Consider the following 25,114-nt stretch of genomic DNA (forward strand, 5'->3'; position numbering starts at 1 on the left):
CCTGGGACCGGGGCACCCATGCTTTGGGCGCCGGGGCTTTGGGCGCCTGGGACCGGGGCACCCTGGCTTTGGGCACCGGAGTTTTGGGCTCTAAGCCGTCCCATGAGTAACCGGAGTCCGCGTTTCAGGATGCGGCCAGGTCCGCGATGTCGGCGGCCCCGCGGGCCAGCAGGACTTCGGCGAGCTCAATCCCGAGCAGGGTCGCCCCTACCTCGTTCAGTCCGTCCGTGGCCTTCTTGTCGCGGATCGTGGCCGTCCCGTCGACGGCGCAGACCACGGCTTCGAGGTGCAGCAGGCTGCCCTTGCGGTAGGCATAGGCACCGACCGGGGCCGCGCAGCCGGCCTCCAGCCGGGCCAGCAGCGCCCGTTCCGCGGTGACGGCCAGCCGGGTGTCCGGGTCGTCGAGGGCGGCGAGGGCCTGGGCCAGCACGCCCTGCGAGCCTTCGGTGGATCCGGCCTTGCGCGGAGCGTCGGCGGAGCGGCATTCGATCGCGAGGGAACCCTGCCCGGCGGCCGGCAGCATGACCTCGGGCTCGAGGAACTCGCTGACCGCATCGAGCCGGCCGATCCGGTGCAGCCCGGCGGCGGCGAGCACGACGGCGTCGAGGTCGCAGCTCTTGCCTTCGACCACGGCATCGGTGCTGTTGCCCGGCAGCCCGGGCACCCGGCCGAGCCGGGTGTCCACGTTGCCGCGGATGTCGCGGATGTCCAGATCCGGGCGGGCGGCCCGCAGCTGGGCGGCGCGCCGCGGGGATCCGGTGCCCACGGTGGCGCCGTGGGGCAGCTCGGCGAGCTTGAGCCCGTCGCGGGCACACAGCACGTCCCGGACGTCGACGCGTTTCGGCGTCGCCGCGAGCGTCAGCCCGGGCGCCGCCCCGGTGGGCAGGTCCTTGAGCGAGTGGACGGCCACGTCACACACGTCCTGCAGCAGGGCATCGCGCAGGGCCGCGACGAAGACGCCGGTGCCGCCCATCTGGGACAACGACCCGGTGAGGACATCGCCGTCGGTCCGGATCCGGACCAGTTCGACCGGGAAGCCGCCGACCGCGGCCAGCTGGTCAGCGGTCTGCTGGGTCTGGGTCAGGGCCAGTTTGCTGGCGCGGGTTCCGATCCGGACGGTCACAGGGTGTCCTGACCCGCCGCCAGGGCGGCTGTTCCGGCGCTGTCCGGGTAGGGAGCGTGGCCGGTGCCGATGGTGGTGTCGGCGCCCGCGATGGTGGGCTTTTCGCCGCGGAAGTTGGCGCAGCAGCCCGGGCGGCAGACGTCGTACCAGGGGCCGAGTGCGGTCAGGTGCGGCCGGTCCGCGATGTTGTTCGCGGCGGTCCGCTCGCAGATCAGGTCCACGATTCCGGCGACGAATTTGCGGTGCGTCCCGGGTGTGGGAACACGGCTGGCGGTGAGGCCCAGTCTCGCGCAGGTCTCCAGGGCTTCGGTGTCGAGGTCCCAGACGACTTCCATGTGGTCGCTGACGAACCCCAGCGGCACGATCACGATGCCTTTGACGCCTTGGCCGGCGAGTTCCTCGATGGCGTCATTGATGTCGGGTTCCAGCCACGGCACGTGCGGGGCGCCGGAGCGGGACTGGTAGACGAGGGACCAGGGGGCGGTGTCACCGGTCTCGGACTCCACCCGGCGGATGACTTCGGTGCCGGTGGCGAGGTGCTGCGCAACGTAGGCGGAGTCTTCCTCGAACTGGCGGGGTTCGGCGTCGGAGCGGCCGGCGGCCTCCGCGTCGCGGGTGGGGATGGAGTGCGTGGCGAACAGGATCTGCACCGGCGCGTCCGGGGTTCCGGCCGCGGCCAGCCGGGCGCGGACGGCGGCAAGGCCGGCAGCGGTGCCTTCGATGAACGGCTCCACAAAGCCGGGGTGGTCGAAGTACTGGCGGACCTTGTCGACCTCGAGCTTGCCGTCGAGTCCGGTTTCGGTCAGCGCGACGCCGATGTCCTCGCGGTACTGGCGGCAGCTGGAGTAGCAGGAGTAGGCGCTGGTCGTGACCATGAGGACCCTGCGGTGCCCGGCGTCGTAGATGTCCTGCAGGGTTTGCGGGATGTACGGGGCCCAGTTGCGGTTCCCCCAGAAGACCGGCAGGTCGATCCCGCGGGCGGCGAGCTCGGCCTGGATGCCCGCTTTGAGCTCCCTGTTCTGCTGGTTGATCGGGCTGATGCCGCCGTTGGCGCGGTAGTGGTGCGAGACAGCTTCGAGCCGCTCGTCCGGGATCCCGCGGCCGCGGGTGACGTTGCGCAGGAACGGCAGCACATCATCCTGGCCCTCGGGCCCGCCGAAGGAGGCGAGGAGCACGGCGTCGTAGTCCTTCGGGGCCATCCGGCCGGCTTCGGTGACCTCGTTGAGGGAGGTGGCGGCAGGGGTGGCTGGCTGGGGGTCCAGCGGGCTCATGCAAGAACCTCGGCGATCTCGGCGGCGCTCACCCGGCGGCCGGTGTAGAACGGGATTTCTTCGCGGACGTGGTGGCGCGCTTCGGTGGCGCGCAGGTGCCGCATCAAATCCACCAGGTCCACGAGTTCCGGAGCTTCCAGGCCGAGGATCCATTCCCAGTCGCCCAGGGCGAAGGAGGACACCGTGTTGGAGATGACCTGGGGAAAGTCGCGGCCCAGCATGCCGTGGTCGCGCAGCATCGTGCCGCGCTCGGCGTCCGGCAGCAGGTACCACTCGTAGGAGCGGACGAACGGGTAGACACAGAGCCATTCCGCGGGTTCGACACCGCGGGAGAAGGCGGGGGTATGGTTCTTGGCGAACTCGGCCTCCCGGTGCACGCCCATGGCGGACCAGGCGATTTCGGTGCCGGTGAAAAGCTTGCTGCGGCGGATGTCCCGGACTGCACGCTGCAGTGCCTCCGGCTGGGGGCCGTGCAGCCAGACCATGATGTCCGCATCCGCGCGCATCGCCGAAACGTCGTAGCTGCCGCGGTGGACGACGCCCGTCTCGGCCAGCCGCGCGGTGAGCGCGTCGAACTCGGCCGCGGCGTCCCCGCTGCGGACCACCTCGCCGGAGCGCTTGAAAACCGTCCAGAGCGTGAAGAACTGCTCGGCTGATTCCTCGCTCGCTGATTCGGTTTTAGTGACAGTTTCGGCAGAAGTGTGGCTCATGGTTACCAGTTTGCCTGTTCCCCTCAGCTAAGTCGAAATAAAGCACTTCTACAGCGCGTAGAAGTGCTTCATTTCACACCGCCGGGGATCCGGGCGCCGCACCCGGGGGCGCATTGCCGTGCCCGGGGGCGCATTGCCGGGTCCGTGGCACTGCCGCGTCCGGGGGCACTGCCCGGTCCGGCCGTGCTGTCAGACCCGGCGGATCCGAAGCACCACTACGCCGGCGATCAGCGACAGGACGACCAGTCCGATGCCCAGGCCGAGCAACGGCGCGTCCTCAATGGGCTGGCGCGTTGACGTGGCCTCCATCGAGGTGCTCCCGGTTCGGGGTTTGGCCGACGCCATTGCCGGGCCGACCGGGGCTGTCGGGGTGGCCGTGGCCATGTTCGACGGCGGCGTCGGGGCTTCCGTGGCGGCGGGGGCGTCCGCGTCCAGCGTCCCCCGCGGCGCTTCGGCGGCCGGGGCGCCTGCGTCCGGGACTGCTGCGGCGGGCGCCGGCACCGTGGCGGACGGACCCGGGAGCGGCCGGGCAGGACTGGGTGCCACAGGCAAGATGGGCCGTGGTGCCACGGGCAAGATCGGCTGCGGAGCCCAGGGCACCCGGGGCGCCCTGGGCTGCGGGGCTACGGGGACCGGCGGCGCGACCGGGCCCGGGCTGGCGGGCCGTGTGGGAGAAGGTTTCGGGCTGCGGCTCGGCTCCGGCTCGGCGGGCTCTTCGGAAGGTGTCGGCCGCGGCGAGAAATTTGAGGGCGAGGGAGTCGGCGTGGGCTGCTTCAACGGGGCGAGCAGGCCGCCGGCCCGGCCCTCGAAGTCAAGGGCGAGCAAGTCCGCCCCACCCGAACCCCGGGCCGGCGTGGAAACGCCGGTGGTTGCCTGTGAAGCGGGAGCGCCTGCGGAGAGAGCCAGCACCAGGCCGAGCGCGGCTGCGGCCGTGCCACGCCGACGCACCCTCGGTCGGCCGGCCTGTGTGTTGTCGACGTTGGACCTGTGCGTAACCATGGTCATCGACCCTAGCCGCCGGGAGACGCGGGGGAAAATTTGCGGATTCCCCATGGTTCCAGTTATCCCGCGGCGCGTGCGAGGCCGGAAATCTGCCCGGCCCCCGGCCCCCCGGCGCCGCTCAGGACAGAAGTTGACGGACCTGTTTTGGGGTGTCGGCAACGATTGCCGCAAGGCCGTTGCCGGACAGCCAGCCGCCCACCACCGCCAGGGTGCCGTCCGCCGCGCAGATGCTCCGCACCTCGGCGATGCGGCGCTTGTGTCCGAGCGAGGCGAAGGGCAGTGCGCCGCCCCAGCGCACGACGTCCCAGTCCACGACGTCCCCGGCCGTGACCGGAACGGACAGCAGGACCGAGGCGTCCTTCAGGGCAGCCGTGAACAATTCGGCGTCGCCCCGGGGCTCCGGCAGGCCCCGGGACCCGTGCCGGGCATCACCGCGCCCGTAGGACAGCCGGAGAACGTGGGTTCCGGGGCCGGCCTGATCTGCCAGCCACCGCCATTTGGCGGTGGCGTGGGTAAGGGCCTTGGCCTGGATGCCCGGGCTCTGCGGCGCGACCAGGACCCCGGTGCCGCGCGGCCGGGCATCGAGCCGGGGCAGGTCGACTGCGAGGGTGACGAGGCTGACGTCGGGACCGGCCTCCGGTCGGAGGCCGGCCAGGTCGGGCAGGGCCCTGGCGAGAAGATCGACGGCGGCCGGGCCTTCCACGGCGACGACCAGGAGCCCGGCGTCGTGCGCAGTGCCGGCCGCGGAAACCCGCCAGCCGTCGGCGGTGCGTTCCACGGTGTCGGCCCGGGTGTCGGCCAGGAGCGTCACGCCCTGGCCGCGTAGTTCGGCCAGTAGTGCGGAGATGAGGGTGTGCATTCCGCCGCGCAACCCGGCGACGGCCGATCCCGCCTTCTGCAGTGCGGCCGGCGGTGCTACCTCTGCCGGCGCCCCGGCGGGCTGGTCCCCTGCTGGCGCTCCGGCGGGCTGATGCCTGCTGCGCAGGGCTCCCGGACGTTGGGCTGGGCGCTTGGCGCCGCCGCGTTGGGCCGCGACGGCGGCGGCCAGGGACCCGTGTTCCCGGATCCCGGCGCGCAGGCCCGGCGCCACCATGTCGATATCCAGGACCTCCGGGTCCGCGGAGTGAACGCCGCCGACGACAGGGGCCACGAGCCGTTCGAGCACGCGCCGCCCCATCCGCGCCCGGACGAGTGCCGAGACGCTCGTGGCCTCGGCCTTGGTGCCCAGCGAGGCCGGCAGCAGTTTGTCCAGCGAAGCCCGGAGCGAACCGGCGAGGCCGAGGGAGCGGCGGACTTCCGGGTCCCACGGGTTGGCCGGGATGCCGAGAACCCCGGTGCGGGGAAGTTCCCGCGGGCCGTCGGGCAGTTGGACCCAGGCGCCGCCGGGATTTGGTGCAACGATCGCATCGGCCAGGCCGAGCTCCCCGGCCAGGTCCGCCACGGCGGAAGACCGGGTGGCGAAGGACTCGGCGCCGCTGTCCAGGGTCAGGCCGGCCACCAGGTGGCTGCCGACGCAGCCGCCCCACGCGCCGGAGGCTTCCAGGACCGTGGTCCGGACCCCGGCCCGGGTGAGCTCGCGGGCCGCGAGCAGGCCGGAGACCCCGCCGCCGACCACCACGGCGGTTTGCGCTGCGGCAGGTACTGGGGTCGGGGCTGCGGTCCCCGCGGCGGTGCTGCCGGGTGCCTCCACCGGCCTACTCCGGGGAGATCGAGTGGATAAGTTCCACGACGCGTGTCAGCACGCCGGCATCGGTGTCCGGCGGGACGCCATGGCCGAGGTTCAGCACGTGGCCCGGGGCCGAGGCGCCGGCGGCAATGACGGCGCGGACGTGGGCCTCCAGCACCTCCCACGGAGCGGAGAGCAGGGCCGGGTCGATGTTGCCCTGCAACGGCACCGTGCCGCCCAGCCGGCGGTTGGCTTCGTCAAGCGGCAGCCGGTAGTCCACCCCGACGACGTCGACGCCGACGTCGCGCATGGCAACAAGCAGTTCCGAGGTGCCGGTGCCGAAGTGGATCAGCGGGGCGCCGAGGTGCCGCACATGGTCCAGGGCCCGGGCGGAGGCCGGGGCGACGAAGCGCTGGTAGTCGGCCAGTCCGAGGGACCCTGCCCAGGAGTCGAAGAGCTGGCCGGCCGAGGCGCCGGCTTCCAGCTGGGCGCGCAGGAACATGCCCGAGGCGTCAGCGGCCCAGTTCGCCAGCGCGGTCCAGGTCTCGGGATCGGCGTGCATCATGGTGCGCGGGCCGAGGTGGTCGCGGGACGGCTTGCCTTCCACCATGTACGCGGCGAGCGTGAACGGCGCGCCGGCGAAGCCGATCAGCGGGGTGTTCCCCAGCTGGGCCACGGTCAGCCGGACCGCTTCGCGGATCGGTTCCAGCGCCTCCCAGGTCAGCTGCGGCAGGGCGGCGACGTCGGCCGCGGTGCGGACCGGTTTGTCCAGCACCGGCCCAACACCGGGAACAATGTCCACGCCGACTCCGGCCAGCTTCAGCGGAATAACAATGTCCGAAAAGAAGATGGCAGCGTCGACGTCGTGCCGGCGGACCGGCTGCAGGGTGATCTCGGAGGCCAGTTCGGGGCGCAGGCAGGAATCCAGCATCGCGACGCCCTCGCGCAGCTTCAGGTATTCGGGCAGCGACCGGCCTGCCTGGCGCATGAACCAGACCGGACGGCGGGACGGCTTGCCGCCGCGGTAGGCGGTGATCAGCGGGGAATCCGCGGTGCGGCCGTCCATCAGCGGGTGCCCGGCGTCCAGGCCGGAAATTTCAGGTGTTGCCGCAGCGCTAGGAGTCATGCCTTCGATTGTGCCCAAAATCGGCCCCAAAAGATAACGACAGCTTGTCACCGACACCGGCAGCGACAAGCGCAGTGCCCCGGCCCGCGCCCCGGCGGTGACGGGAATCACCGACCGGTGTGTGCGATTACATGTCGGCTGGTTGTTCTACGGATGAACGAAAAAGCTATGATTGTCCTGCTGTGGTTCTTTTTTCTCTGGTGGCGACCCACGCCGACATCGACCTCGAGACCGTTGCTCAACTGAGCACCGGTGCTTCAGAGCTCGCCACATCCGCCCTCGCCGGATCGCCGGCCGTGGCGGGTGCCATTGTGCTTGCCACCTGCAACCGCTTCGAAATCTATGGTGAAGCGCCCCGCCCGGACGACGTCGAGAACGCCCGCGCTGCCCTCATCGCCCAGCTCAGCGGGTCCACCGGGCTCAACGAACAGCTCGTCGCGCAGTCCTTCAGCACCCGCACCGGCCCGGACGTCACCCAGCACCTGTTCTCGGTCAGCTCCGGACTGGACTCCGCCGTCGTCGGTGAACGCGAAATCGCCGGCCAGGTGCGCCGGGCCCTGATTACCGCCCAGCACGAAGGCACGGCCAGCTCCGGCCTCGTGCGGCTGTTCCAGGCGGCGTCGAAGACCGCCAAGGACGTCGGCGCCCAGACCGCCCTCGGCGCCCGCGGCCTCTCCGTCGTCTCCGTCGCCCTGGACCTCGCCACCGATCTCGCCGAGGACCCCGACTGGTCGACCAAGAAAATCGTGGTGTTCGGCACCGGTGCCTACGCCGGCGCCACCATGTCCCTGCTGCGCGAACGCGGCTGCACGGACGTCTCTGTCTACTCCTCCTCGGGCCGCGCCGCCGGTTTCGTCGCCACCCGCGGCGGAACCGCGCTGGATGGTGAAAGCCTTCCGGCTGCCGTCGCCGCCGCCGACGTGATGATCGGCTGCAGCGGCGCGGATACCCGTGTCGAAGCGGCAGAACTTGCCCGGGTCCGGGCGGACTCACCCCAGCCCCTGATAGCCATCGACCTGGCCCTCACGCACGACTTCGATCCCGCCGTTGGCGGACTCGACGGCGTCGAACTGCTGACGCTGGAGTCGGTCCGGCTGGCCGCCCCGCAGGAACAGGCCGAATCCCTGGCCCAAGCCAGCAGCATTGTGTCCGGTGCGGCCAGCGCCTTCGAGCAGGAACGCGAGTCCCGCTCGGTGGACTCGGCAATCGTCGCCCTGCGCCGGCACACCATGAATGTGTTGGACGCGGAAATGGAAAAGGTCCGGGCCCGGCACGGCTGCACCGCCGCCGCCGAGGAGGTCGAGTTTGCGCTCCGCCGGATGGTCAAGCAGCTGCTGCACGTCCCTACGGTCCGGGCCCGCGAGCTGGCCGCCAACGGACAGCAGGAAGACTATGTGGCCGCCCTGGAGGCGCTGTACGGCATCACCGTCGAACTGCCCGCAGCGAAAGCGCCGGACGCCGCCTGCCCGGTCGGGCACCTGGGGGTTCCGGCACCGGACAGCGTGCGGGAAACCGGCGGCGCGCGGGAAACCGCCTAAGCCCCGTTGGTTCCGGGCGGCCGGAGTTGTCAGCCGCCGAAGGCGTTGATTCCCGTCAGCTTTGCAGACAGCGTCCACAGCCTGGCGGCATCAGCGCGGTCCACTGCGTGGGCATCCACACCGCGGATCCGTGCCTCGGACGATCCCACCACGGTGGGCTCAGCGATGTCGCAGTCCTCGCAGTAGACACCACCCATGCCCTCAAGCGCCGGCGACGTCGCCGCCCAGACGGACGTCGCCGCACCCTGGGCGGGGGTCTTGAACCGTGCGTCGACCTTACCGGCCGCGTCCATCCAGCCGGAGGCAATCATTTCTTCCCTCGGCAGGTGGCGCTGGAGTTCCGTCATGATCCCGCCCGGGTGCACCGCGAAGGCATGCACCCCGCGGTCCCTGCCTTGCGCATCAAGTTGCACGGCAAACAGGGAGTTGGCGGTCTTGGCCTGCCCGTACGCCCGCCACTTGTCATAGCCGCTCTCGAAGTTGATGTCATCGAAGCGGATCGGCGAGAGCTTGTGCCCGGTGGAGGACAGCGACACCACCCGGGCCCCGGAGCCGGCAGCCAGCGCAGGCCAAAGCAGGTTGGTCAGTGCATAGTGGCCCAGGTGGTTGGTGGCGAACTGCGACTCCCAGCCGGGACCCACGCGGCCTTCGGGGCTGGCCATGATCGCGGCATTGTTGATCAGGATGTCCAGGCTGCCGCTGACGCCGAGGATGTCTGAGGCCAGGAAGCTGGCCGCGAACTCCTGCACACTGGACAGGTCGGCGAGGTCAAGCGCGGCGACGCCCACTCCTCCGGCGTCCGTCCCGGAAGCGACCCCGGCCTCCGCCAGGACGGCGCGGGCGTGGTCCGGCCGCCGGGCCGGAACCACCACCGCGGCGCCCGCTGACGCCAGTGCCCGGACGGTTTCCAAGCCCAAGCCGGAGTAACCGCCGGTGACGATCGCGGTCTTGCCGTTAAGGTCAATCCCGGCGATGACCTCCGCCGCCGTCGAGTCCCGCCCGAAGCCGGAGCCGATCTTGTGCTGCGGGGTTGCGCCCATGTCATCGGTCATGCCGCTGGCCTTTCCATCGGGTTCACGTCAGGCCGAGCCTCAGTAAACCGGTTTGCCGGGCTCGACGTCGCGCACCCAGGCCAGGATTCCGCCGTCGAGATGACTGACCCGCTCATACCCGGCCGCCCGTGCGGCGGCGAGGACGGCCGCGGACCGCGTCCCGGCCTTGCAGTGGAAGACAATGTCGGTGTCCTGGGGCAGCTCGTGCCAGGCTTCGCCGGCCAGGATCCGGCCCTGCGGGATCAGCTGCGCCCCGTCGATCCGGACGATCTCGTACTCCCCGGCCTCCCGCACGTCGATGAGCTGGAAGTCCTTGAGCCCGGCCTTGCGGGAGGCCAGCATCGTGGCCAGCTGGGTCGCCGTCACGGTGCGCCCGGTGCCAACCTCCGCGGCGGGAGTGATGCCGCAAAAAGCCTCGTAGTCGGTCAGTTCCGTGATCCGCTCCGCCTCGGGATCGCGGGAGACACGGATTTCCCGCCAGGTCCCGCCGAGCGCGTCGAAGAGCGCCACGCGGCCCAGCAGGGAGCGCCCGACGCCGGTGATCAGCTTGACGGCCTCGGTCACCATCAGCGCACCAACCGCGGCGCAGAGCATCCCGAACACTCCGCCTTCCCCGCAGGACGGGACGGATCCTGCGGGAGGGGCCTCCGGGTACAGGTCCCGGTAGGTGGGTCCGTACTGTTCCCAGAAAACGCTGGCCTGCCCGTCGAAGCGGAAGATCGAACCCCAGACGTAGGGCTTGCCCAGGATCGCCGCGGCATCGTTCACCAGGTACCGGGTGGCGAAGTTATCGGCGCCGTCGAGGATGAGGTCGTAGCCGGCGAACAGGTCCAGCGCGTTTGAGGCGTCAAGCCGGACATCGTGCAGCCGGACGTCGACCAGCGGGTTCAGCGCGGCAATGGCGTCGCGGGCGGATTCGATTTTGGGCCGGCCCACATCCGCCACGCCGTGGATCACCTGCCGCTGGAGGTTGCTCAGGTCCACGGTGTCGTCGTCGATGATGCCCAGGGTGCCCACCCCGGCGGCGGCCAGGTAGAGCAGCGCGGGAGAACCGAGTCCGCCGGCGCCAATGACGAGGACCCTGGCGTTTTTCAGCCGGCGCTGCCCGATCGCCCCGATTTCCGGAATGATCAGGTGCCGGGAGTAACGTTCAACTTCCGCCGGGCTCAGGCCGTCGGCCGGTTCCACCAGCGGCCCGGGCGCCCCGGGCGTTTTTTCCGGACTGGCGGGGGCTGCGTTTGGAGTCAACTTGGAAGCCATACTTCAATCTATGCCCGAAGATGCGCCAGGTCATATTACCGGCACGTAAAGTGAACGTAACAGCAAGCGAAAGAAGGCCGACAGTGGTTCATCAGGCACCGGTTGAGCGCGGTAATGCCGGAAAGTCGACGGAGCCGGCACGAAGCGGGCAGCGTTCCGCGCGGCTGCCGCGCGATGAACGCCGGACGCAACTGCTCGCGGCGGCGCAGGAAGTCTTCGTTGCCAACGGCTACCACGGAGCCGCAATGGACGAAATCGCCGAGACGGCCCACGTCAGCAAGCCCGTGCTGTACCAGCACTTCCCGTCCAAGCGCGAGCTGTACCTGGCCCTGCTGGACAGCGAGCTGAGCAAACTGATCGCCCTGCTGCTGGGTGCCCTCAACTCCACCACGGACAACGACGAGCGGGTCAAAGCCGTGATGCGCGCCTACTTCCGCTTCATCGCCAGCGACGACCAGGCCCACCGCCTGGTCTTCGAGTCCGACCTGGTCAATGACGTGGACGTCAGTGCCCGGCTGGAAGCCTTCAACAAGACCTTCGCCGACGCCGTCGCCCGGGTCATCGCGGAGGACACCAAGTTGCCCGAGCTGGAGGCCCAGCTGCTGGGCCGCGGACTCGCGGGAATGGCCCAGATCAGTGCCCGGTACTGGCTGGAAACCGACGGCAATCTTGACCTCGATGTGGCCAGTGACCTGATCTACCGTTTAGCTTGGCGCGGAATCTCACGCTTCCCCAAGGAAACCTAGACTACAAATAGACATAACACCCTGAGAACTTTGATTGGCTGGGAGGCCTTGCAGTGGAAGTAAAGATCGGCATTCAGAACATCGGCCGCGAAATTGTCCTGGAATCGGCCCAGGATGCCGACGCCGTCGCCAAGGTGGTCGGCGAAGCCCTCGCGAAAGGCGCCGAGCTGCGCCTCACCGACGAAAAGGGCCGCCTGATCATCGTTCCCGCCAACGCCCTGGGCTATGTTGAAATCGGCGCCCAGGAATCGCGCCGCGTCGGTTTCGGCGTCCTCTAGCCTTTATCCGGTGCGCGTTCACCCGGTGCGGCGGCAGATTCCGCCGCTGCTCCATCCCGACCCGCGAGGAGTCCGAACATGCTTTCCCTGATTGTGGTTGCCCTGGTGACCGTGGCCGCGGGCTTTGTGGTCTGGGCCAATGACAAGCGGCACGCCAAATACGGCATCGCCGTGCCGGCGGGAGTCGCGCTTGCCGTGGGGATGCTGAGCTGGATCATCTTCATCTCCGCCGGGCTGGGCTACCAGCCCGGGCTGACCTGGATTCCGTGGGTGCTGCCCATGGTCCTCGGCGCAGCCGCCGCCGCGGCGGCCGTGCTGTACCTCGGCAAGTCCCGCACCCGCCGGGATACAGCCCGGCTCACTGCCATCCTGCGCTATTAGCGGGCGCTGCTAGCGGGCGCTGCTAGCCCGGCTGCGGCCGGTTGGCGGGGGCTCAGGTCGCCGGCACGTCCGGCCCGGGCCCGGCTTCAGTGCAAAGGCACAGCTGATTACCCTGCGCATCCGTGACCACCACCCAGTTGGGTGCGTGGTCACGGTTCATTAACGCCCCGGTGGCTGCCGCTTTCTCCAGCACGGTGCCGGACTCGGCCCTGCTGCGGTGGATGTCGAGGTGCAGCCGGTTCGGGTTCGGGGTGGACGTCGATTGGAACCAGACCGTCGGTCCTCGTCCATACGGGTCCACCAGGTCATCGGAGCTGCCCCGGCGGTAGCCGAGGGCAACCCGCCAGACCTCCGAAATGGCGGCCGGGTCCTCCGTGTCGATCGCCACCTCGACGGTCCGGTACAGGCCAGGCTCCGCGGTGGCCCCGATCCCGGCTGCCGCTGCACCGGCGGCTGTGGCGGCCGCGACGTCCCGCGGCGTGACTTCGTCCCCGGCGTCGTGGGAGCTGTAGCGGAGGAAGACCCGGTTGAAGCGCCAGTCCAGATCCGGGTGATGGTTTTGCTCTTCGGCCAGGCGTCCGACGGCGGCGATCAGTTCCAGCGCCGCGGCCGCTGTCGGCGCCTTGTAGACCGTGACGAGGCCACCGAGCCGGTACCGCCAGTCCGGCAGCGCCGTCAGTGCCGCGTCAACCTGGTCCTCGGTGAGGACGTCCCCGGCTGCTGCCATGGCAGGCTCCTTTGCCTAAAGGAATTCGGCCCGGCCTTCCATCACCGAGGACGCCAGCGCATGCTCCCGGCGCGGAATCCTGCCGGCCCTTTTTGCCAGCCTACCGGCGATCACCGCGTGCTTGAAGGCCCCCCCCATCAGCACCGGATTCTGCGCCCGTGTTACCGCCGTGGCCAGCAGCACGGCGTCGCAACCCAGCTCCATGGCCAGGGCCGCGTCGGAGGCGGTGCCGATCCCTGCGTCCAGGACCACGGGCACCGAGGCGCGCGAAACGATCAGTTCGATGTTGTGCGGGTTCAGGATTCCCAATCCGGTGCCGATCGGCGCGCCCAGCGGCATCACCGCGGTGGCGCCCAGGTTCTCGAGCCGCAGCGCCAGCACGGGGTCGTCGTTGGTGTAGGCGAAGACCTTGAAACCGCGGCCCACCAGCTGCTCCGTGGCCTCGACAAGTTCCACGGCGTCCGGCAGCAGGGTGTGCTCGTCCGCGATCACTTCCAGCTTCACCCAGTCCGTTTCGAGGGCTTCGCGGGCCAGCTCGGCCGTCAGCACGGCATCCCGGGCGGTGAAGCAGCCCGCGGTGTTGGGCAGAACCCGGATGTTGTGCTCCAGCAGCAGCTGGAACAACGACCCGGCCTCCGCTGGCGAGTAGCGCCGTATCGCCACGGTGGTCAGTTCCGTGCCGGAGGCCAGCAGTGCATCCCCCAGACCGTGCAGGCTCGGCGCCCCGCCGGTGCCCATGATCAGCCTCGACCCGAGCTGCACGCCGTCGAGAGTGAACAGATCCGCTGCCGCCGGGGATGCTCCCGGCGCCGCTGCCGTGGTGTTCGCGATCCCGCTCATCCTCCCTGGACCGCCGTGACCAGTTCGATGTCGTCGCCGTCGGCGAGCGCGGTGCCGTGCCACTGGCTGCGGGGAACCACCTCGGCGTTGCGGGCCACGGCGACCCCGAGTTTGGTGCCGTCCGCAGACTGGCCGTTCGGGGCCAGCAGCCGGCCGGTGACCTGGCTGACCAGCGTGCCGACCGAGGCGCCCTCGGCGAGCGTTCGCCCGGTTCCGTTCAGGGTGATGTTCATAGCGTTTCCTTGCTGTACTCGGGGGTGGATGGGTGGTGGGGGTCCGCGGCGAACCTGTCCGGCCGGAAGCGGGCCCAGCGGGGGTCGGCGACGCCGTCCATCAGCTGGCAACAGATCTCCGCGGCGGCGGGCGTGAGCAGGATTCCGTGCCGGAAGAACCCCGTGGCGATGATCAGTCCCGCAACGTCCCCCGGGCTTCCCCGTTCCGCCACCCGGCCCAGTAGCGGCGCGTTGTCCGGAGTACCGGGCCGGGCCCTGGCGGTTGCTTCCAGCAGTTCCAGTTCCGCGACCGCGGGGAGCAGCTGCTGGGCGTCGCGGAGCAGCTGGTAAACGCCGCCGGCGGACACCGCAGTGCCGGCCGGCGCTGCCGGGTGGTTGTCACCGCCGGGAGCGTCCTCGCGCTGGGTGGCTCCAATCACGACCGTGCCGTCCTCCCGGGGCACGATGTAAACCGGCACGCCGCGGACCAGTCCCCGCACCGTTGAGGTCAGCAGCGGCCGCAGTTTTTGCGGCACCCGGAGCCGGAGAATGTCGCCGTGGACCGGCCGCAGCGGCAACCGGAGTCCGGCCGGCAGGCCCGTGAGCCCGGCGGCGCCCAGGCCGTTGGCCACAATCGTCTCGCGGGCCCGGACGGAGCCGCCGCCGGCGAGACGGGCGCCGGCCACGCGGCCGTCCTCCCGGAGCAGCCCCGCGGCGCGCCGCCTGATGGTGTGGCACAGGCTGTCCGCGGCCAGGAGTTCGCCAATCCGGGCGAGCAGCCGGCGGGGGTCCACCTGGTGGTCGGCGGGGATCTCGAAGGCGCAGGAGATCCCCGGGCTCAGCAGCGGCTCTCGTGCGCGCGCCGCACGGACGGTCATCGGCTCCACGGCGAGGCCGTACGACTGCTGGACGGTGCGCAGGTCCGCAAGTGCCCGGCGGTCCGCCGCGTCGGCCCCCACGGCGAGGGTCGGCGTCGTGAGGTACCCGGTAGCGGCGCCAACGAAGCCGCCGGAATCCGTTGCCGGCCCGCCGCCGCGCTCAAGTCCGGCAGCGAATCCCGGCCAGAGCCCGGAGGATTCCAGCATGAGCTCCAGGAGGGCCTCCTCCTGGTAGTGAAGTTCGCTCACCGGGGCGAGCATTCCCGCGGCCGCCCAGCTGGCGCCGCTTCCGGGGGCTTCGTCGATCAGGGCGACTGAACGGCCCGAGCGGCTCGCGGCCCAGGCGATCCCGTGTCCGACCACGCCGCCGCCGATCACGGCGACGTCGTAATACGGGCCGGCTGCGGCGTCATGTGTGGCGGCAGCCGGCGTGCTCCCGGTGCCGGCGGCCGGGCCGCGGGCGGATATTTCGCCCATAAAGTATTCCTTCCCTACGCCGGTACTAACCGGATCAGGTCAAGCGGTCGGCTCTGACGCCCTCTCAGCCTGCCGGTTCCGGACGCCAGGGGCGTGGACGGTTGCGGCGGGCTCCCGCGGTACCGGCCCAGTTTAGGGGAACTAGGCTGGAACCATGACTCCGGATGCCCTCCACACCACCGCCCGCCTCTACCTTTGCACCGATGCCCGCCAGGAACAGCGGGACTTCGCGGACTTCGTGGACTCCGCGTATGCCGGCGGGGTCGACATCATCCAGCTGCGCGACAAGTCGCTGGAAGCGGCCGAGGAACTGGAGTTCCTGGCCATCCTGCATCAGGCCGCCGAGCGTCACGGCAAGCTCTGGGCCGTCAACGACCGGGCGGACCTCGCCGCTCTCTCGGGCGCTCCGGTGTTCCACATCGGGCAAAAGGACCTCCCGCTCCCGGCAGCCCGGGACTTCATCGGCCAGGACGCCGTGATCGGGATGTCCACCCACAGTCCGGAGCAGGTGGAGGCAGCCATCGCCGCGGCCCCCGGCCGCCACGGCCTGGACTACTTTTGCGTCGGGCCGGTCTGGGCCACCCCGACCAAGCCCGGCCGCGCCGCCGTCGGGCTCGGACTGGTGCGCCACGCGGCGGACGCGGTCCGCCGGGCCGCGGGGAGGGCCGGGGACGAGTCCGAAGGCACCAACACCGTCACCAACTCCGACGCCGGCACCGGCGCCGCCGCAGGTATTGTGCCGTGGTTTGCGATCGGGGGCATTGACCTCGGAAATGTGGAGCAGGTGGTGGACGCCGGGGCCCGCCGGATCGTGGTGGTGCGCGCGATCACGGAGGCCGATGATCCCGCCGACGCCGCCCGGTCCCTGCTGGCTGCACTCGATGCCGCGGGAAACTGAGCCCGGTCCGTCCCCTCAGCCGGCCAGGCCGAGGTCTCTCATCCGGCGCGAATGGTTCGCCGCCAGTTCCGCCATCAGCACGCGCACAAGTTCCCCGGACCGGTCCCCGTCCGCGCCGGCCAGGCCGCCGACGAACGCATTCTCAACACCCACACGCTGCGCCTGGGTCAGGGCCTCCCCGAGCAGGCGCCTGGCCCACAGCGCCAGCCGCGAGGCCAGCCGCGGGTCATCGGCGAGGGCGGTCTTGAGCAACTCCCGCAGCACCGCCGTGGCCTCCTCATCGGCCTGGATCTGCTCCACCAGGGCCCGCGTGCCGGCGTCAACGTCGCGGGACACCGCGCGGTAGAAATCGGCGGAGACGGTGTCGATCACATACGCCTTCATCAGGGATTCGTACCAGTCCGAGGGGCGGGTGCGTTCGTGGAAGTGGTCCACGGACGGCTGGAACGGCAGCATTGCGGCCTCAACGTCCAGCCCCATGGCGTCCAGTTTGGCGCTCACCAGTTCATAGTGCTGGAACTCGATCACCGCGATCCGGCCCAGCACCGCCCGGTCGTGCAGCGTGGGGGAATACCGCGCATCGGAGGAGAGCCGTTCGAAGGCGGACAGCTCGCCGTAGGCCATCACGCCCAGCAGATCCCTCAGGAAGCTGTTGTATCGGGCAGGATCGACCGGGGATGTGCTCATGATCCAAGACTAATGGCGCAAATGAAGCTAATCTGATTTTCGTGTCCCATCATCGTCTGACCCCGAGTGTCCACCAGCAAAAGAACCAGCTTGCCGAGGCGCTCAATGCGCTGCGCACGACACTGGAGCTGCCGGGGCCCTTCCCCGAAGACGCACTCCGGGAGGCCAAGGAGGCGGTCGCCGGGCACGAGCTGCCGGAGCTGGATTTCACCCATATCGAGTTTGTAACCATCGATCCGGCGTCCTCCACCGACCTGGACCAGGCCCTCTTCATCGACCGTGCCGGTGAGGGCTACAAGGTCTTCTACGCGATCGCCGATGTCCCCTCCTTTGTCTCCCCCGGTGGTGCGCTCGATGCCGAGACGCGCCGCCGCGGCCAGACCTTCTACACCCCGAACGGCCGGATTCCGCTGCACCCGGAAGTCATCAGCGAGGAAGCAGGCAGCCTGCTGGCCGGCCAGCTGTGCGCCGCATTCGTCTGGGAATTCGAGCTCGACGCCGCCGCCGAGGTGTCCGCGGTGCTGGTCCGCCGCGCAGCGGTCCGCAGCCGGGCCAAGCTCAGTTACCGCGGGGTGCAGTCCGAGCTTGACGCCGGAACGGCCGCCCCCGTCCTCCAGCTGCTCAAGGAGGTCGGGATGAAGCGGGTGGAGCTGGAACGGCTCCGCGGCGGCGCCAGCCTGAACATGCCGGAGCAGGAAATCGAACAGCTGCCCGACGGCGGCTACCGGATTGTCGCTGCGCCGCCGCTGCCCGTGGAGGACTGGAACGCCCAGATTTCCCTGATGACCGGGATGGCCGCCGCCGAAATCATGCTGGCCGGCAAAGTAGGCATCCTGCGCACCATGCCGGCCCCGGATGAAGCCTCACTGGCGCACTTCCACCGCCAGACCCGCGCCCTGGGCAAGCCGTGGGACGGCCAGATGAGTTACGGCGAATACCTGCGCACCCTGGATCCCACGGACGCCCGGCAACTGGCGATCGTGCACTCGGCCGGCATGCTGTTCCGCGGCGCCGGCTACACCCCCTTCGACGGGACGGTCCCCGAGGCGGCCACCCAGGCCGCCATCGGCGCCGCCTACGCCCACTCCACCGCCCCGCTGCGCCGGCTGATCGACCGGTTTGTCCTGGTGATCTGCGAGGCGCTCAGCAACGGCACCGCCGTCCCCGACTGGGCCCGCGCCGCCCTGCCGTCCCTTCCCTCGATCATGGCGACCTCGGACCAGCTGGCCGCCAAGCTGGAACGCCTCGCGCTCGACACCGTCGAGGCTGCCCTCCTGGTCAACCACGTCGGCCAGGAGTTCGACGCCGTCGTGATCTCAGGCAGCAAGCCAGCCCGGAATGGCAAGACCGGCAACGGGAAGGGCGCTGATGGCAAGAACGGCAACGACAAGGGCGGGAACGGCAACGGCGGCGCCAAGGCTGGCAACGGAAACGGACCCTCCGGAATCGTGCAGATCGCCGAGCCCGCGGTGACCGCCCGCTGCCCCGGCGAACTGGAACCCGGCACCCAGGTCCGGGTCCGCATCGTCTCCGCCGACATCGCCACCCGCGAGGTCAAACTGGAGCTGGTGGGCTGAGCACCCGGCAGGTTCCCACACGCCGTCGGCGGTCTCCGTCGAGGTTCCGCGCTGCGTACAGCTAGACTGGGAAGGTAGATATGGATGCCCGGTCGTTGATTTCCTCGATTTTCGAATTCAACAAGCCCGCCCCTACGCGATCTTGAGTAAGACCCGCTGGTCCCCAGTGCCAGCATTTAGATAGCCCGCGATCGGCTTCCACTGGATTTGCTTGCGCGCCTGAGCGTGCTCCGGAACGGCCACCCGGCCGGCCCCGTTGAGCAAGCAGCGCAGCCCAAATGAATAAGGAAACTCCCCTAGTGAGTGAATTGCACACACACCAGCTTCTGACCGACGAATCCGGAACGGAAACGCTCGAGCCTGAAGAGACCATCATCTCGGATGAGAAGCCGCATGAGATCGCCGAGAAGACCTTCGCGGACTTCAACGTCCGCGCAGACATCGTCGAGTCGCTGGCCGACGCCGGCATCACGCATCCCTTCCCGATCCAGGCCATGACCCTGCCCGTCGCCCTCAGCGGCCACGACATCATCGGCCAGGCCAAGACCGGCACCGGCAAGACCCTCGGCTTCGGCATCCCGGCGCTGCAGCGCGTCGTCGGACCGGACGACGCGGGATATGACAAGCTTCCCGCCCCGGGCGCCCCGCAGGCCCTCGTGATCGTACCGACCCGCGAGCTGGCCGTCCAGGTTGCCAACGACCTGCAGAACGCCGCGCGCAAGCGCAACGCCCGCATCACCACGATCTACGGCGGCCGCGCCTACGAGCCGCAGGTCGAAGCGCTGCAGAACGGCGTCGAAGTCGTCGTTGGCACCCCCGGCCGCCTTATCGACCTGTACAAGCAGAAGCACCTCGTCCTGAAAAACGTCAAGATGGTCATCCTTGACGAGGCAGACGAAATGCTGGACCTCGGCTTCCTTCCGGACGTCGAAACCCTGATCGCCGGCACGCCCGCTGTCCGCCAGACCCTGCTGTTCTCGGCCACCATGCCCGGCCCGGTCGTCGCCATGGCGCGCCGCTACATGACCAAGCCGACGCACATCCGCGCCGCCGACCCGGACGACGAAGGCCTGACCAAGCGCGACATCCGCCAGCTGATCTACCGTGCCCACAGCATGGACAAGATCGAGGTGGTGGCCCGCATCCTGCAGGCCCGCGGCCGCGGCCGGACCATCATCTTCACCAAGACCAAGCGCACCGCCGCCAAGGTCGCTGAGGAACTCGTGGACCGCGGCTTTGCCGCCGCCGCCATCCACGGCGACCTCGGCCAGGGCGCCCGCGAGCAGGCGCTCCGCGCCTTCCGCAACAACAAGGTGGACGTCCTTGTCGCCACCGACGTCGCCGCCCGCGGCATCGACGTCGACGACGTCACCCACGTGATCAACTACCAGTGCGTCGAAGATGAAAAGATCTACCTGCACCGTGTGGGCCGCACCGGCCGCGCCGGCAACAAGGGCACGGCTGTGACCTTCGTTGACTGGGACGACATGCCCCGCTGGGGCCTGATCAACAAAGCCCTGGGCCTGAGCGTCCCGGAGCCGGTGGAAACCTACTCCTCCTCCCCGCACCTCTTCGAGGAACTCGACATCCCCGCGGGCACCAAGGGCCGCCTTCCCCGGGACAAGCGCGTGCTGGCCGGTGTTGATGCCGAGGTCCTGGAGGACCTGGGCGAGACCGGCAAAAAGAACGCCCCCCGCACCGGCCAGGCCGGCGGCCGTGACAGCGCCCGCAGCGGCGGACGCGACAGCGGCAGCACCGGCGGCGGACGTGACAGCGCCCGCAGCGGCGGACGGGACAGCGGCAGCACCGGCGGCGGACGTGACAGCCGCCGCAGCGGCGGCGGCACCGGCGGTAAGGACAGCGTCCGCTCGGGAGACCGCCGTCGTCGTCCGGCCGAAGCGGATGCCAGCACCGGCCCCGTGGCCGAGGCTCCGGCCAAGGCTCCCGCCAGCGCACCGACCGAGGTCGACCGCGCCACCCGCGCGCGCCGCCGCACCCGCACGCGCCGCCACAACGGCGAAGTTGTCGTCGGCGAGGCCGGAGCTCCGGCACGCAGCGCCGAGGCCTAAACCCCTCTATGACTGACACCGTCTGGGCGCCGGACGGCAGCAATCTGGTGGTGCACGCGGACAACGCGGAGTACCTCCCGACGCTGCCGGACGGCGCCTTTACACTCATTTACGTGGATCCGCCCTTCAACACGGGCCGGGTCCAGAAGCGCCAGGAAACTAAGATGGTGCTCAATGCCGGCGGCGATGGCGACCGGGTCGGGTTCAAGGGACGCTCCTACGACACGATCAAGGGCGCGCTGCACAAGTACGACGACGCGTTCAGCGACTACTGGTCCTTCCTCGAGCCGCGGCTCGTCGAGGCCTGGCGGCTGCTCGCCGACGACGGCACCCTGTACCTGCACCTGGACTACCGCGAGGTGCACTACGCCAAGGTCATGCTCGATGCCATCTTCGGCCGCGAGTGCTTCCTGAACGAGATCATCTGGGCCTACGACTATGGTGCCCGCGCCAAGTACCGCTGGCCGACCAAGCACGACAACATCCTCGTGTACGTCAAGAACCCCACAAAATACCACTTCGACAGCGCCGAAGTGGACCGGGAACCCTACATGGCCCCCGGGCTCGTGACTCCGGCCAAACGCGAACTCGGCAAGCTGCCCACCGACGTCTGGTGGCACACAATTGTCTCCCCCACCGGCAAGGAAAAGACCGGTTACCCCACCCAGAAGCCCGAAGGGCTGATCCGCCGCGTGGTGGCCGCCTCCAGCCGCCCCGGCGACTGGTGCCTGGACTTCTTCGCGGGGTCCGGAACCCTCGGCGCCGTCGCCGCGAAGCTCGGCCGGAAGTTCGTCTGTGTGGACCAGAACCAGCCGGCCATCGACGTGATGGCCAAGCGGCTCTCCCCGCACGCCAGCTTCACCGAGTTCCCGCGCACCTGACCCCCGCTGACCCATCACTCCCGGGGCTTATTCGGGCCGGGGGGCCGGGGCTACGTGCGGGCGGTGCGGGGCGCCTGAGGGGACGCCGGCGTCAGCGGACCACTGCGGTCCCGGTTCCCAGTTCCTCGATCCGGGCAAAAACCTCCGGCGTGGTCAGGTTCTCGCCCAGCCGGTTCGGCTTCCCGGTCCCGTGGTAGTCGGAGGACCCCGTGACCAGCAGCCCGTGGCGGGCCGCGAGTTTGCGCAGGAACACCCTGCCCTCCTCTGGATTGTCCCGGTGGTTGACCTCCAGCCCGGCCAGCCCGGCGTCGATCATTTCCTGGTAGATGCGTTCCCCCACGACCCGGCCGCGGGCGGTCGCCACCGGATGGGCGAACACCGGCACACCGCCGGCGTCCCGGACGAGTTCGACGGCGAAGGCCGGGTCCGGGGCGTAGTGCTGCACGAAATACCGTGATCGCGAGGTCAGGATCGATTCGAAGGCCTCGGTGCGGTCCGCGACCACACCCGCGGCGACGAGGGCATCGGCGATGTGCGGCCGGCCCAGAGTGGCGCCCGGCGCGACGTGGTGGATGACATCGTCCCAGCTCAGCGGGTAGTCCTCCGCGAGCAGGCTGACCATCCGTTCGGCCCGGGTGAAACGGGCGTCCTTGGCCTTGGTGATTTCCTCCAGCAGCCCGGGGTGCGCCGGGTCGTGCAGGTAGCAGAGCAGGTGGACGCTGATGCCCTCCGTCGTCCGGCAGGAAATCTCCATCCCCGGCACCAGCGCCACGCCGTGCTCGCGGGCACCTGCCGTGGCCGCGGCCCAGCCGTCGGTGGAGTCATGGTCGGTGAGCGCGACGACGTCGAGGCCCGCGTCCGCCGCGGCGGCCATCACGGCGCCGGGGGCTTGGGTGCCGTCGGAAACATTCGAGTGGGCATGCAGGTCAATCCTCACCTTCCCAGCCTAATAGATCGGCGCGCCGGCGCCCCGGGACGCACCGCCGGCCTGTTCGCCCCAGCCGCACCGCTGGTGAGACGATGGGACGGTGAACGATGCAGATAACACCCAAGTCTCCGCTTCCCAGCCCCTCGACGAGCGCGTCAACAACCGCTCACAGCGGCCCAGCTCCGACGCCTTCAAGGCGTTTATGGCCAGCAACTGGGCCCCGTCCCGCGTGCAGCTCCCGGAACGCGATGCCGTCGCCGGCCATGCAGCCACCCGGCGGCGCGCCATCTCAGAGCTGTTCAAAGGCGAACGCCTGGTCATCCCCGCCGGTCCGCTGAAGGTCCGCTCGAACGACTGCGACTACCGTTTCCGCCCGCATTCGGGCTTCGCGCACCTCACCGGCCTTGGTCTGGACCATGAGCCCGACGCCGTGCTCATCCTGGAACCCGCGGGGGAAGGCAAGGGCGACGACGGCGGCCACCATCACGCGACGCTGTACTTCCGGCCGCTGGCCGGCCGCGACACCGAGCAGTTCTACGCCGACTCCCGCGCCGGTGAATTCTGGATCGGCGCGCGCCCCACCCTGGCCGAGTTCGAGGCCCGTCTCGGCCTGGACACCGCGGATATCAGCGGACTCGAACTGGCGATCACCAAGAACGTTGGTGCCCCCGAAATCGGCGGGATCTCCATCCGGCTGGTCCGGAAGACGGACGAAAACATCGACGCCCTCGTGGACACCGCCCGGTACAACACGGCCAAGGACCCCGAGAACCTGGACATGGGCATCCTCGACGCCCTCGACGAGAAGCTCACCGAAGCCCTCTCCGAGCTCCGCCTGCTCAAGGACGAGTGGGAAATCGGGCAGATGAAAACCGCCGTCGCCGCCACCGTGCAGGGCTTCACCGAGGTGGTCAAGGCCCTGCCGCGGGCGCTCACCCACCAGCGCGGCGAGCGCGTCGTCGAGGGCGCATTCTTCGCCCGTGCCCGGGAGGAAGGCAACGAACTCGGCTACGACACCATCGCGGCCAGCGGCAACAACGCCACCGTGCTGCACTGGACCCGGAACACCGGCAAGATCACCGCGGGCGAGCTGTTGCTGCTCGACGCCGGAGTCGAGGCGGATTCGCTCTACACCGCCGACATCACCCGCACCCTGCCGGCCAACGGCACGTTCACCGAAATCCAGCGCAAGGTCTACGAGGCCGTGCTGGACGCCGCCGACGCCGGCTTTGCCGCCGCGCAGCCCGGCACCCGGTTCCGTGAGATCCACACGGCAGCGACAACCGTGCTGGCGGAACGGCTGGCCGAGTGGGGCCTGCTCCCGGTCTCCGTCGAGGAAGCCATCAGCGCGGAGGGCCAGCAGCACCGCCGCTGGATGCCGCACGGCACCAGCCACCACCTGGGCCTGGACGTGCACGACTGCGCCCAGGCCAAGCGTGACCTGTACCTCGACGGCGTGCTGACCGCCGGCATGGTCTTCACGATCGAACCCGGGCTCTACTTCAAGGCCGAGGACCTCGCCATCCCCGAGGAGTACCGCGGGATTGGGGTCCGGATCGAGGACGACATCCTGATGACCGCCGACGGCCCGGTCAACCTCAGCGCCGCCCTGCCCCGCAAGGCTGACGACGTCGAGTCCTGGATGGCGGGCATCTACCAGGAAGCTGACGGCCAGACGGCGTAATTCCGTGCCGGCCGGCAGTTGCGGCCGCTGCCATGCAGAAGGCCTCCGCCCGGATCATTCCGGGGCGGAGGCCTTCTGCATCGCCAGTTAGTCCTGCTTGGCCGGTTAGTGCTGCGAATCGCCCTCGTCGGGTCCCTGCTTGGGCGCATCGGTGACGCGGACCCCGTACTGCGGGCGGCCGTCCGGCAGGTCCGGATAGGCGAAGCCGGCCGGCTTGGCGACCTCTTCGGTCTCCGCCGCGGTAGCGGCAGATCCTGCCGGCCGAAGGTGGGGCTCTGCCTGCTGGCCTCCGTCCGGCTGGCTGCCGGTCTGCTGTCCACCTGGCTGCGGTCCACCAGGCTGCTGTGCCCCGGGCTGCTGCGCGCCGGCGTCGGGGGTGCGCTGCCCGTAGGGGTCGTTCCAGCCGGCCGGACGCTGCGGCTCCTGGCCCGGCTGATGGGAACCCTGCTGCGGGCCCGGCTGGTACGGCTGGTGCTGGTAATCGCGCTGGGAATATCCGGCCGACGAAGAGGCATCCTGCTGGGTCATCGGCAGCTGGTGCAGCAGGCGCCGCGCCTCGTTCGCCGCTTCGAAGGAGACCACGACGTCGTAATTGGTGGCCACCACCTGGCTCGTGGAGGTGAAGTCGCGCTTACCCCGCTGCATGGCGTAGGTAACGATGCCGAACAGCATAAAGAACGCCGCACCCATGAGCACCGACGTAATGATCGAGAAAGCACCGTCGGTGGTGGAGAAGAAGGACAGCATGATGCCCACGAACAGGCCGAACCACATGCCGCTCAGCGCACCCGAGAGCGCCACCCGGGGGTATGTCAGCCGGCCCGTCACACGCTCCACCATCTTCAGGTCGTTGCCGACGATCGAGACCATCTGCACCGGAAATTGCTGGTCCGCGAGGTAGTCCACCGCCTTCTGGGCATCCAGGTAGGAGTGGTAGGAACCGACGGTGTCGCCCTTGGGGACACTGCGGGCCTCGTCCGGGCCGTTGGGGGCGCCAGCCCTGGGAGCACCAAAAATGTTTGACATACGACCATTCTTACCTATCCGGCTGGGCACCGGCTGTAAATTCAGCTAAAAGAGAGCGGACTCGGTAGCCTGTAGAG

Annotated in this window: 24 protein-coding genes and 1 riboswitch; of the genes, 9 read left to right on the top strand and 15 right to left on the bottom strand. The window is 69.6% G+C overall.

All coding sequences use genetic code 11. From position 1 onward, the window contains the following. Positions 1-124 precede the first annotated feature (124 nt). The 6 genes from hemC to hemE all read right to left on the bottom strand — a co-directional run bounded on the left by hemC (position 125) and on the right by hemE (position 6,898). On the bottom strand, positions 125-1,123 hold the full coding sequence (gene hemC / locus AC50YM_RS03450) for a hydroxymethylbilane synthase (protein ID WP_494955600.1): 999 nt from the start codon (positions 1,121-1,123) through the stop codon (positions 125-127). Further along, positions 1,120-2,394 carry a ferrochelatase gene (locus tag AC50YM_RS03455; RefSeq protein ID WP_494955601.1) on the bottom strand — a complete coding sequence of 425 codons (1,275 nt, stop codon included), beginning with the start codon at positions 2,392-2,394 and terminating at the stop codon, positions 1,120-1,122. The genes hemC and AC50YM_RS03455 overlap by 4 nt, the downstream gene beginning before the upstream one ends. After that, on the bottom strand, positions 2,391-3,104 hold the full coding sequence (hemQ, locus tag AC50YM_RS03460) for a hydrogen peroxide-dependent heme synthase (protein WP_494955602.1): 714 nt from the start codon (positions 3,102-3,104) through the stop codon (positions 2,391-2,393). The genes AC50YM_RS03455 and hemQ overlap by 4 nt, the downstream gene beginning before the upstream one ends. Positions 3,105-3,293: 189 nt before the next feature. After that, entirely contained in the window at positions 3,294-3,650 is a 357-nt protein-coding gene (locus AC50YM_RS03465; RefSeq protein ID WP_494955603.1) for a hypothetical protein, read from the bottom strand. Between the two features lie 574 nt (positions 3,651-4,224). Next, positions 4,225-5,724: a protoporphyrinogen oxidase gene (gene hemG / locus AC50YM_RS03470; protein ID WP_494955639.1), complete on the bottom strand. Its 1,500-nt coding sequence runs from the start codon at positions 5,722-5,724 to the stop codon at positions 4,225-4,227. A gap of 76 nt (positions 5,725-5,800) precedes the next feature. Next, entirely contained in the window at positions 5,801-6,898 is a 1,098-nt protein-coding gene (hemE, locus tag AC50YM_RS03475) for a uroporphyrinogen decarboxylase (RefSeq protein ID WP_494955604.1), read from the bottom strand. Between the two features lie 182 nt (positions 6,899-7,080). Here hemE and AC50YM_RS03480 point away from each other — a divergent pair, with 182 nt between their 5' ends. Then, positions 7,081-8,436, top strand: a complete 1,356-nt coding sequence (locus tag AC50YM_RS03480) for a glutamyl-tRNA reductase (RefSeq protein ID WP_494955605.1) — start codon at positions 7,081-7,083, stop codon at positions 8,434-8,436. Positions 8,437-8,465: 29 nt separating this feature from the next. Here AC50YM_RS03480 and AC50YM_RS03485 read toward each other — a convergent pair whose 3' ends face one another. Both AC50YM_RS03485 and moeB read right to left on the bottom strand, forming a co-directional pair. Next, entirely contained in the window at positions 8,466-9,488 is a 1,023-nt protein-coding gene (locus tag AC50YM_RS03485) for an SDR family NAD(P)-dependent oxidoreductase (protein WP_494955606.1), read from the bottom strand. A 39-nt stretch (positions 9,489-9,527) separates the two neighbouring features. Then, positions 9,528-10,748 (bottom strand): molybdopterin-synthase adenylyltransferase MoeB, encoded by a 1,221-nt coding sequence (moeB, locus tag AC50YM_RS03490; RefSeq protein WP_494955607.1) that lies wholly within the window; start codon positions 10,746-10,748, stop codon positions 9,528-9,530. An 83-nt stretch (positions 10,749-10,831) separates the two neighbouring features. On the opposite strand from moeB, the gene AC50YM_RS03495 reads away from it, so the two are divergent. From AC50YM_RS03495 to AC50YM_RS03505, 3 genes are all read left to right on the top strand, one after another. Further along, a complete protein-coding gene (locus tag AC50YM_RS03495; protein ID WP_494955608.1) occupies positions 10,832-11,494 on the top strand; it encodes a TetR/AcrR family transcriptional regulator in 663 nt (220 codons plus the stop codon). A 53-nt stretch (positions 11,495-11,547) separates the two neighbouring features. Continuing rightward, positions 11,548-11,772, top strand: coding sequence for a DUF3107 domain-containing protein (locus AC50YM_RS03500; RefSeq protein WP_494955609.1), 225 nt, complete (start codon positions 11,548-11,550; stop codon positions 11,770-11,772). Between the two features lie 78 nt (positions 11,773-11,850). Next, a complete protein-coding gene (locus tag AC50YM_RS03505) occupies positions 11,851-12,153 on the top strand; it encodes a hypothetical protein (protein ID WP_494955610.1) in 303 nt (100 codons plus the stop codon). A 52-nt stretch (positions 12,154-12,205) separates the two neighbouring features. Here AC50YM_RS03505 and AC50YM_RS03510 read toward each other — a convergent pair whose 3' ends face one another. From AC50YM_RS03510 to thiO, 4 genes are all read right to left on the bottom strand, one after another. Further along, positions 12,206-12,880 (bottom strand): 4a-hydroxytetrahydrobiopterin dehydratase, encoded by a 675-nt coding sequence (locus AC50YM_RS03510; RefSeq protein WP_494955611.1) that lies wholly within the window; start codon positions 12,878-12,880, stop codon positions 12,206-12,208. 15 nt (positions 12,881-12,895) lie between these two features. Next, positions 12,896-13,720, bottom strand: coding sequence for a thiazole synthase (locus tag AC50YM_RS03515; protein WP_494955612.1), 825 nt, complete (start codon positions 13,718-13,720; stop codon positions 12,896-12,898). Beyond that, positions 13,717-13,953: a sulfur carrier protein ThiS gene (gene thiS / locus AC50YM_RS03520; RefSeq protein WP_494955613.1), complete on the bottom strand. Its 237-nt coding sequence runs from the start codon at positions 13,951-13,953 to the stop codon at positions 13,717-13,719. Before thiS ends, AC50YM_RS03515 begins: the two co-directional genes overlap by 4 nt. Further along, positions 13,950-15,287, bottom strand: a complete 1,338-nt coding sequence (gene thiO / locus AC50YM_RS03525) for a glycine oxidase ThiO (protein ID WP_494955614.1) — start codon at positions 15,285-15,287, stop codon at positions 13,950-13,952. Before thiO ends, thiS begins: the two co-directional genes overlap by 4 nt. Then, positions 15,281-15,415, bottom strand: a riboswitch (TPP riboswitch). It overlaps the preceding gene by 7 nt. A 26-nt stretch (positions 15,416-15,441) precedes the next feature. On the opposite strand from thiO, the gene AC50YM_RS03530 reads away from it, so the two are divergent. After that, positions 15,442-16,185, top strand: coding sequence for a thiamine phosphate synthase (locus AC50YM_RS03530; RefSeq protein WP_494955615.1), 744 nt, complete (start codon positions 15,442-15,444; stop codon positions 16,183-16,185). A gap of 15 nt (positions 16,186-16,200) precedes the next feature. Here AC50YM_RS03530 and AC50YM_RS03535 read toward each other — a convergent pair whose 3' ends face one another. Continuing rightward, the gene (locus AC50YM_RS03535) at positions 16,201-16,872 is read right to left on the bottom strand and encodes a ferritin-like fold-containing protein (RefSeq protein WP_494955616.1); all 672 of its coding nucleotides are present in this window, start codon (positions 16,870-16,872) and stop codon (positions 16,201-16,203) included. A 41-nt stretch (positions 16,873-16,913) separates the two neighbouring features. On the opposite strand from AC50YM_RS03535, the gene AC50YM_RS03540 reads away from it, so the two are divergent. From AC50YM_RS03540 to AC50YM_RS03550, 3 genes are all read left to right on the top strand, one after another. Then, positions 16,914-18,449: an RNB domain-containing ribonuclease gene (locus tag AC50YM_RS03540; protein WP_494955617.1), complete on the top strand. Its 1,536-nt coding sequence runs from the start codon at positions 16,914-16,916 to the stop codon at positions 18,447-18,449. A 299-nt stretch (positions 18,450-18,748) separates the two neighbouring features. Continuing rightward, entirely contained in the window at positions 18,749-20,518 is a 1,770-nt protein-coding gene (locus tag AC50YM_RS03545; RefSeq protein WP_494955618.1) for a DEAD/DEAH box helicase, read from the top strand. Between the two features lie 8 nt (positions 20,519-20,526). Further along, positions 20,527-21,399, top strand: a complete 873-nt coding sequence (locus AC50YM_RS03550) for a DNA-methyltransferase (protein ID WP_494955619.1) — start codon at positions 20,527-20,529, stop codon at positions 21,397-21,399. 91 nt (positions 21,400-21,490) lie between these two features. Here the strand turns inward: AC50YM_RS03550 and AC50YM_RS03555 are convergent, their stop codons facing one another. Beyond that, positions 21,491-22,336 (bottom strand): PHP domain-containing protein, encoded by an 846-nt coding sequence (locus AC50YM_RS03555; protein WP_494955620.1) that lies wholly within the window; start codon positions 22,334-22,336, stop codon positions 21,491-21,493. 91 nt (positions 22,337-22,427) lie between these two features. On the opposite strand from AC50YM_RS03555, the gene AC50YM_RS03560 reads away from it, so the two are divergent. Then, complete coding sequence (locus tag AC50YM_RS03560) at positions 22,428-24,011, top strand: aminopeptidase P family protein (protein ID WP_494955621.1); 1,584 nt, start codon at positions 22,428-22,430, stop codon at positions 24,009-24,011. Between the two features lie 105 nt (positions 24,012-24,116). Here AC50YM_RS03560 and AC50YM_RS03565 read toward each other — a convergent pair whose 3' ends face one another. Beyond that, on the bottom strand, positions 24,117-25,037 hold the full coding sequence (locus AC50YM_RS03565) for a YflT domain-containing protein (RefSeq protein ID WP_494955622.1): 921 nt from the start codon (positions 25,035-25,037) through the stop codon (positions 24,117-24,119). Positions 25,038-25,114 lie beyond the last annotated feature (77 nt).

The sequence above is a fragment of the Pseudarthrobacter sp. RHLT1-30-1 genome, assembly GCF_059383415.1.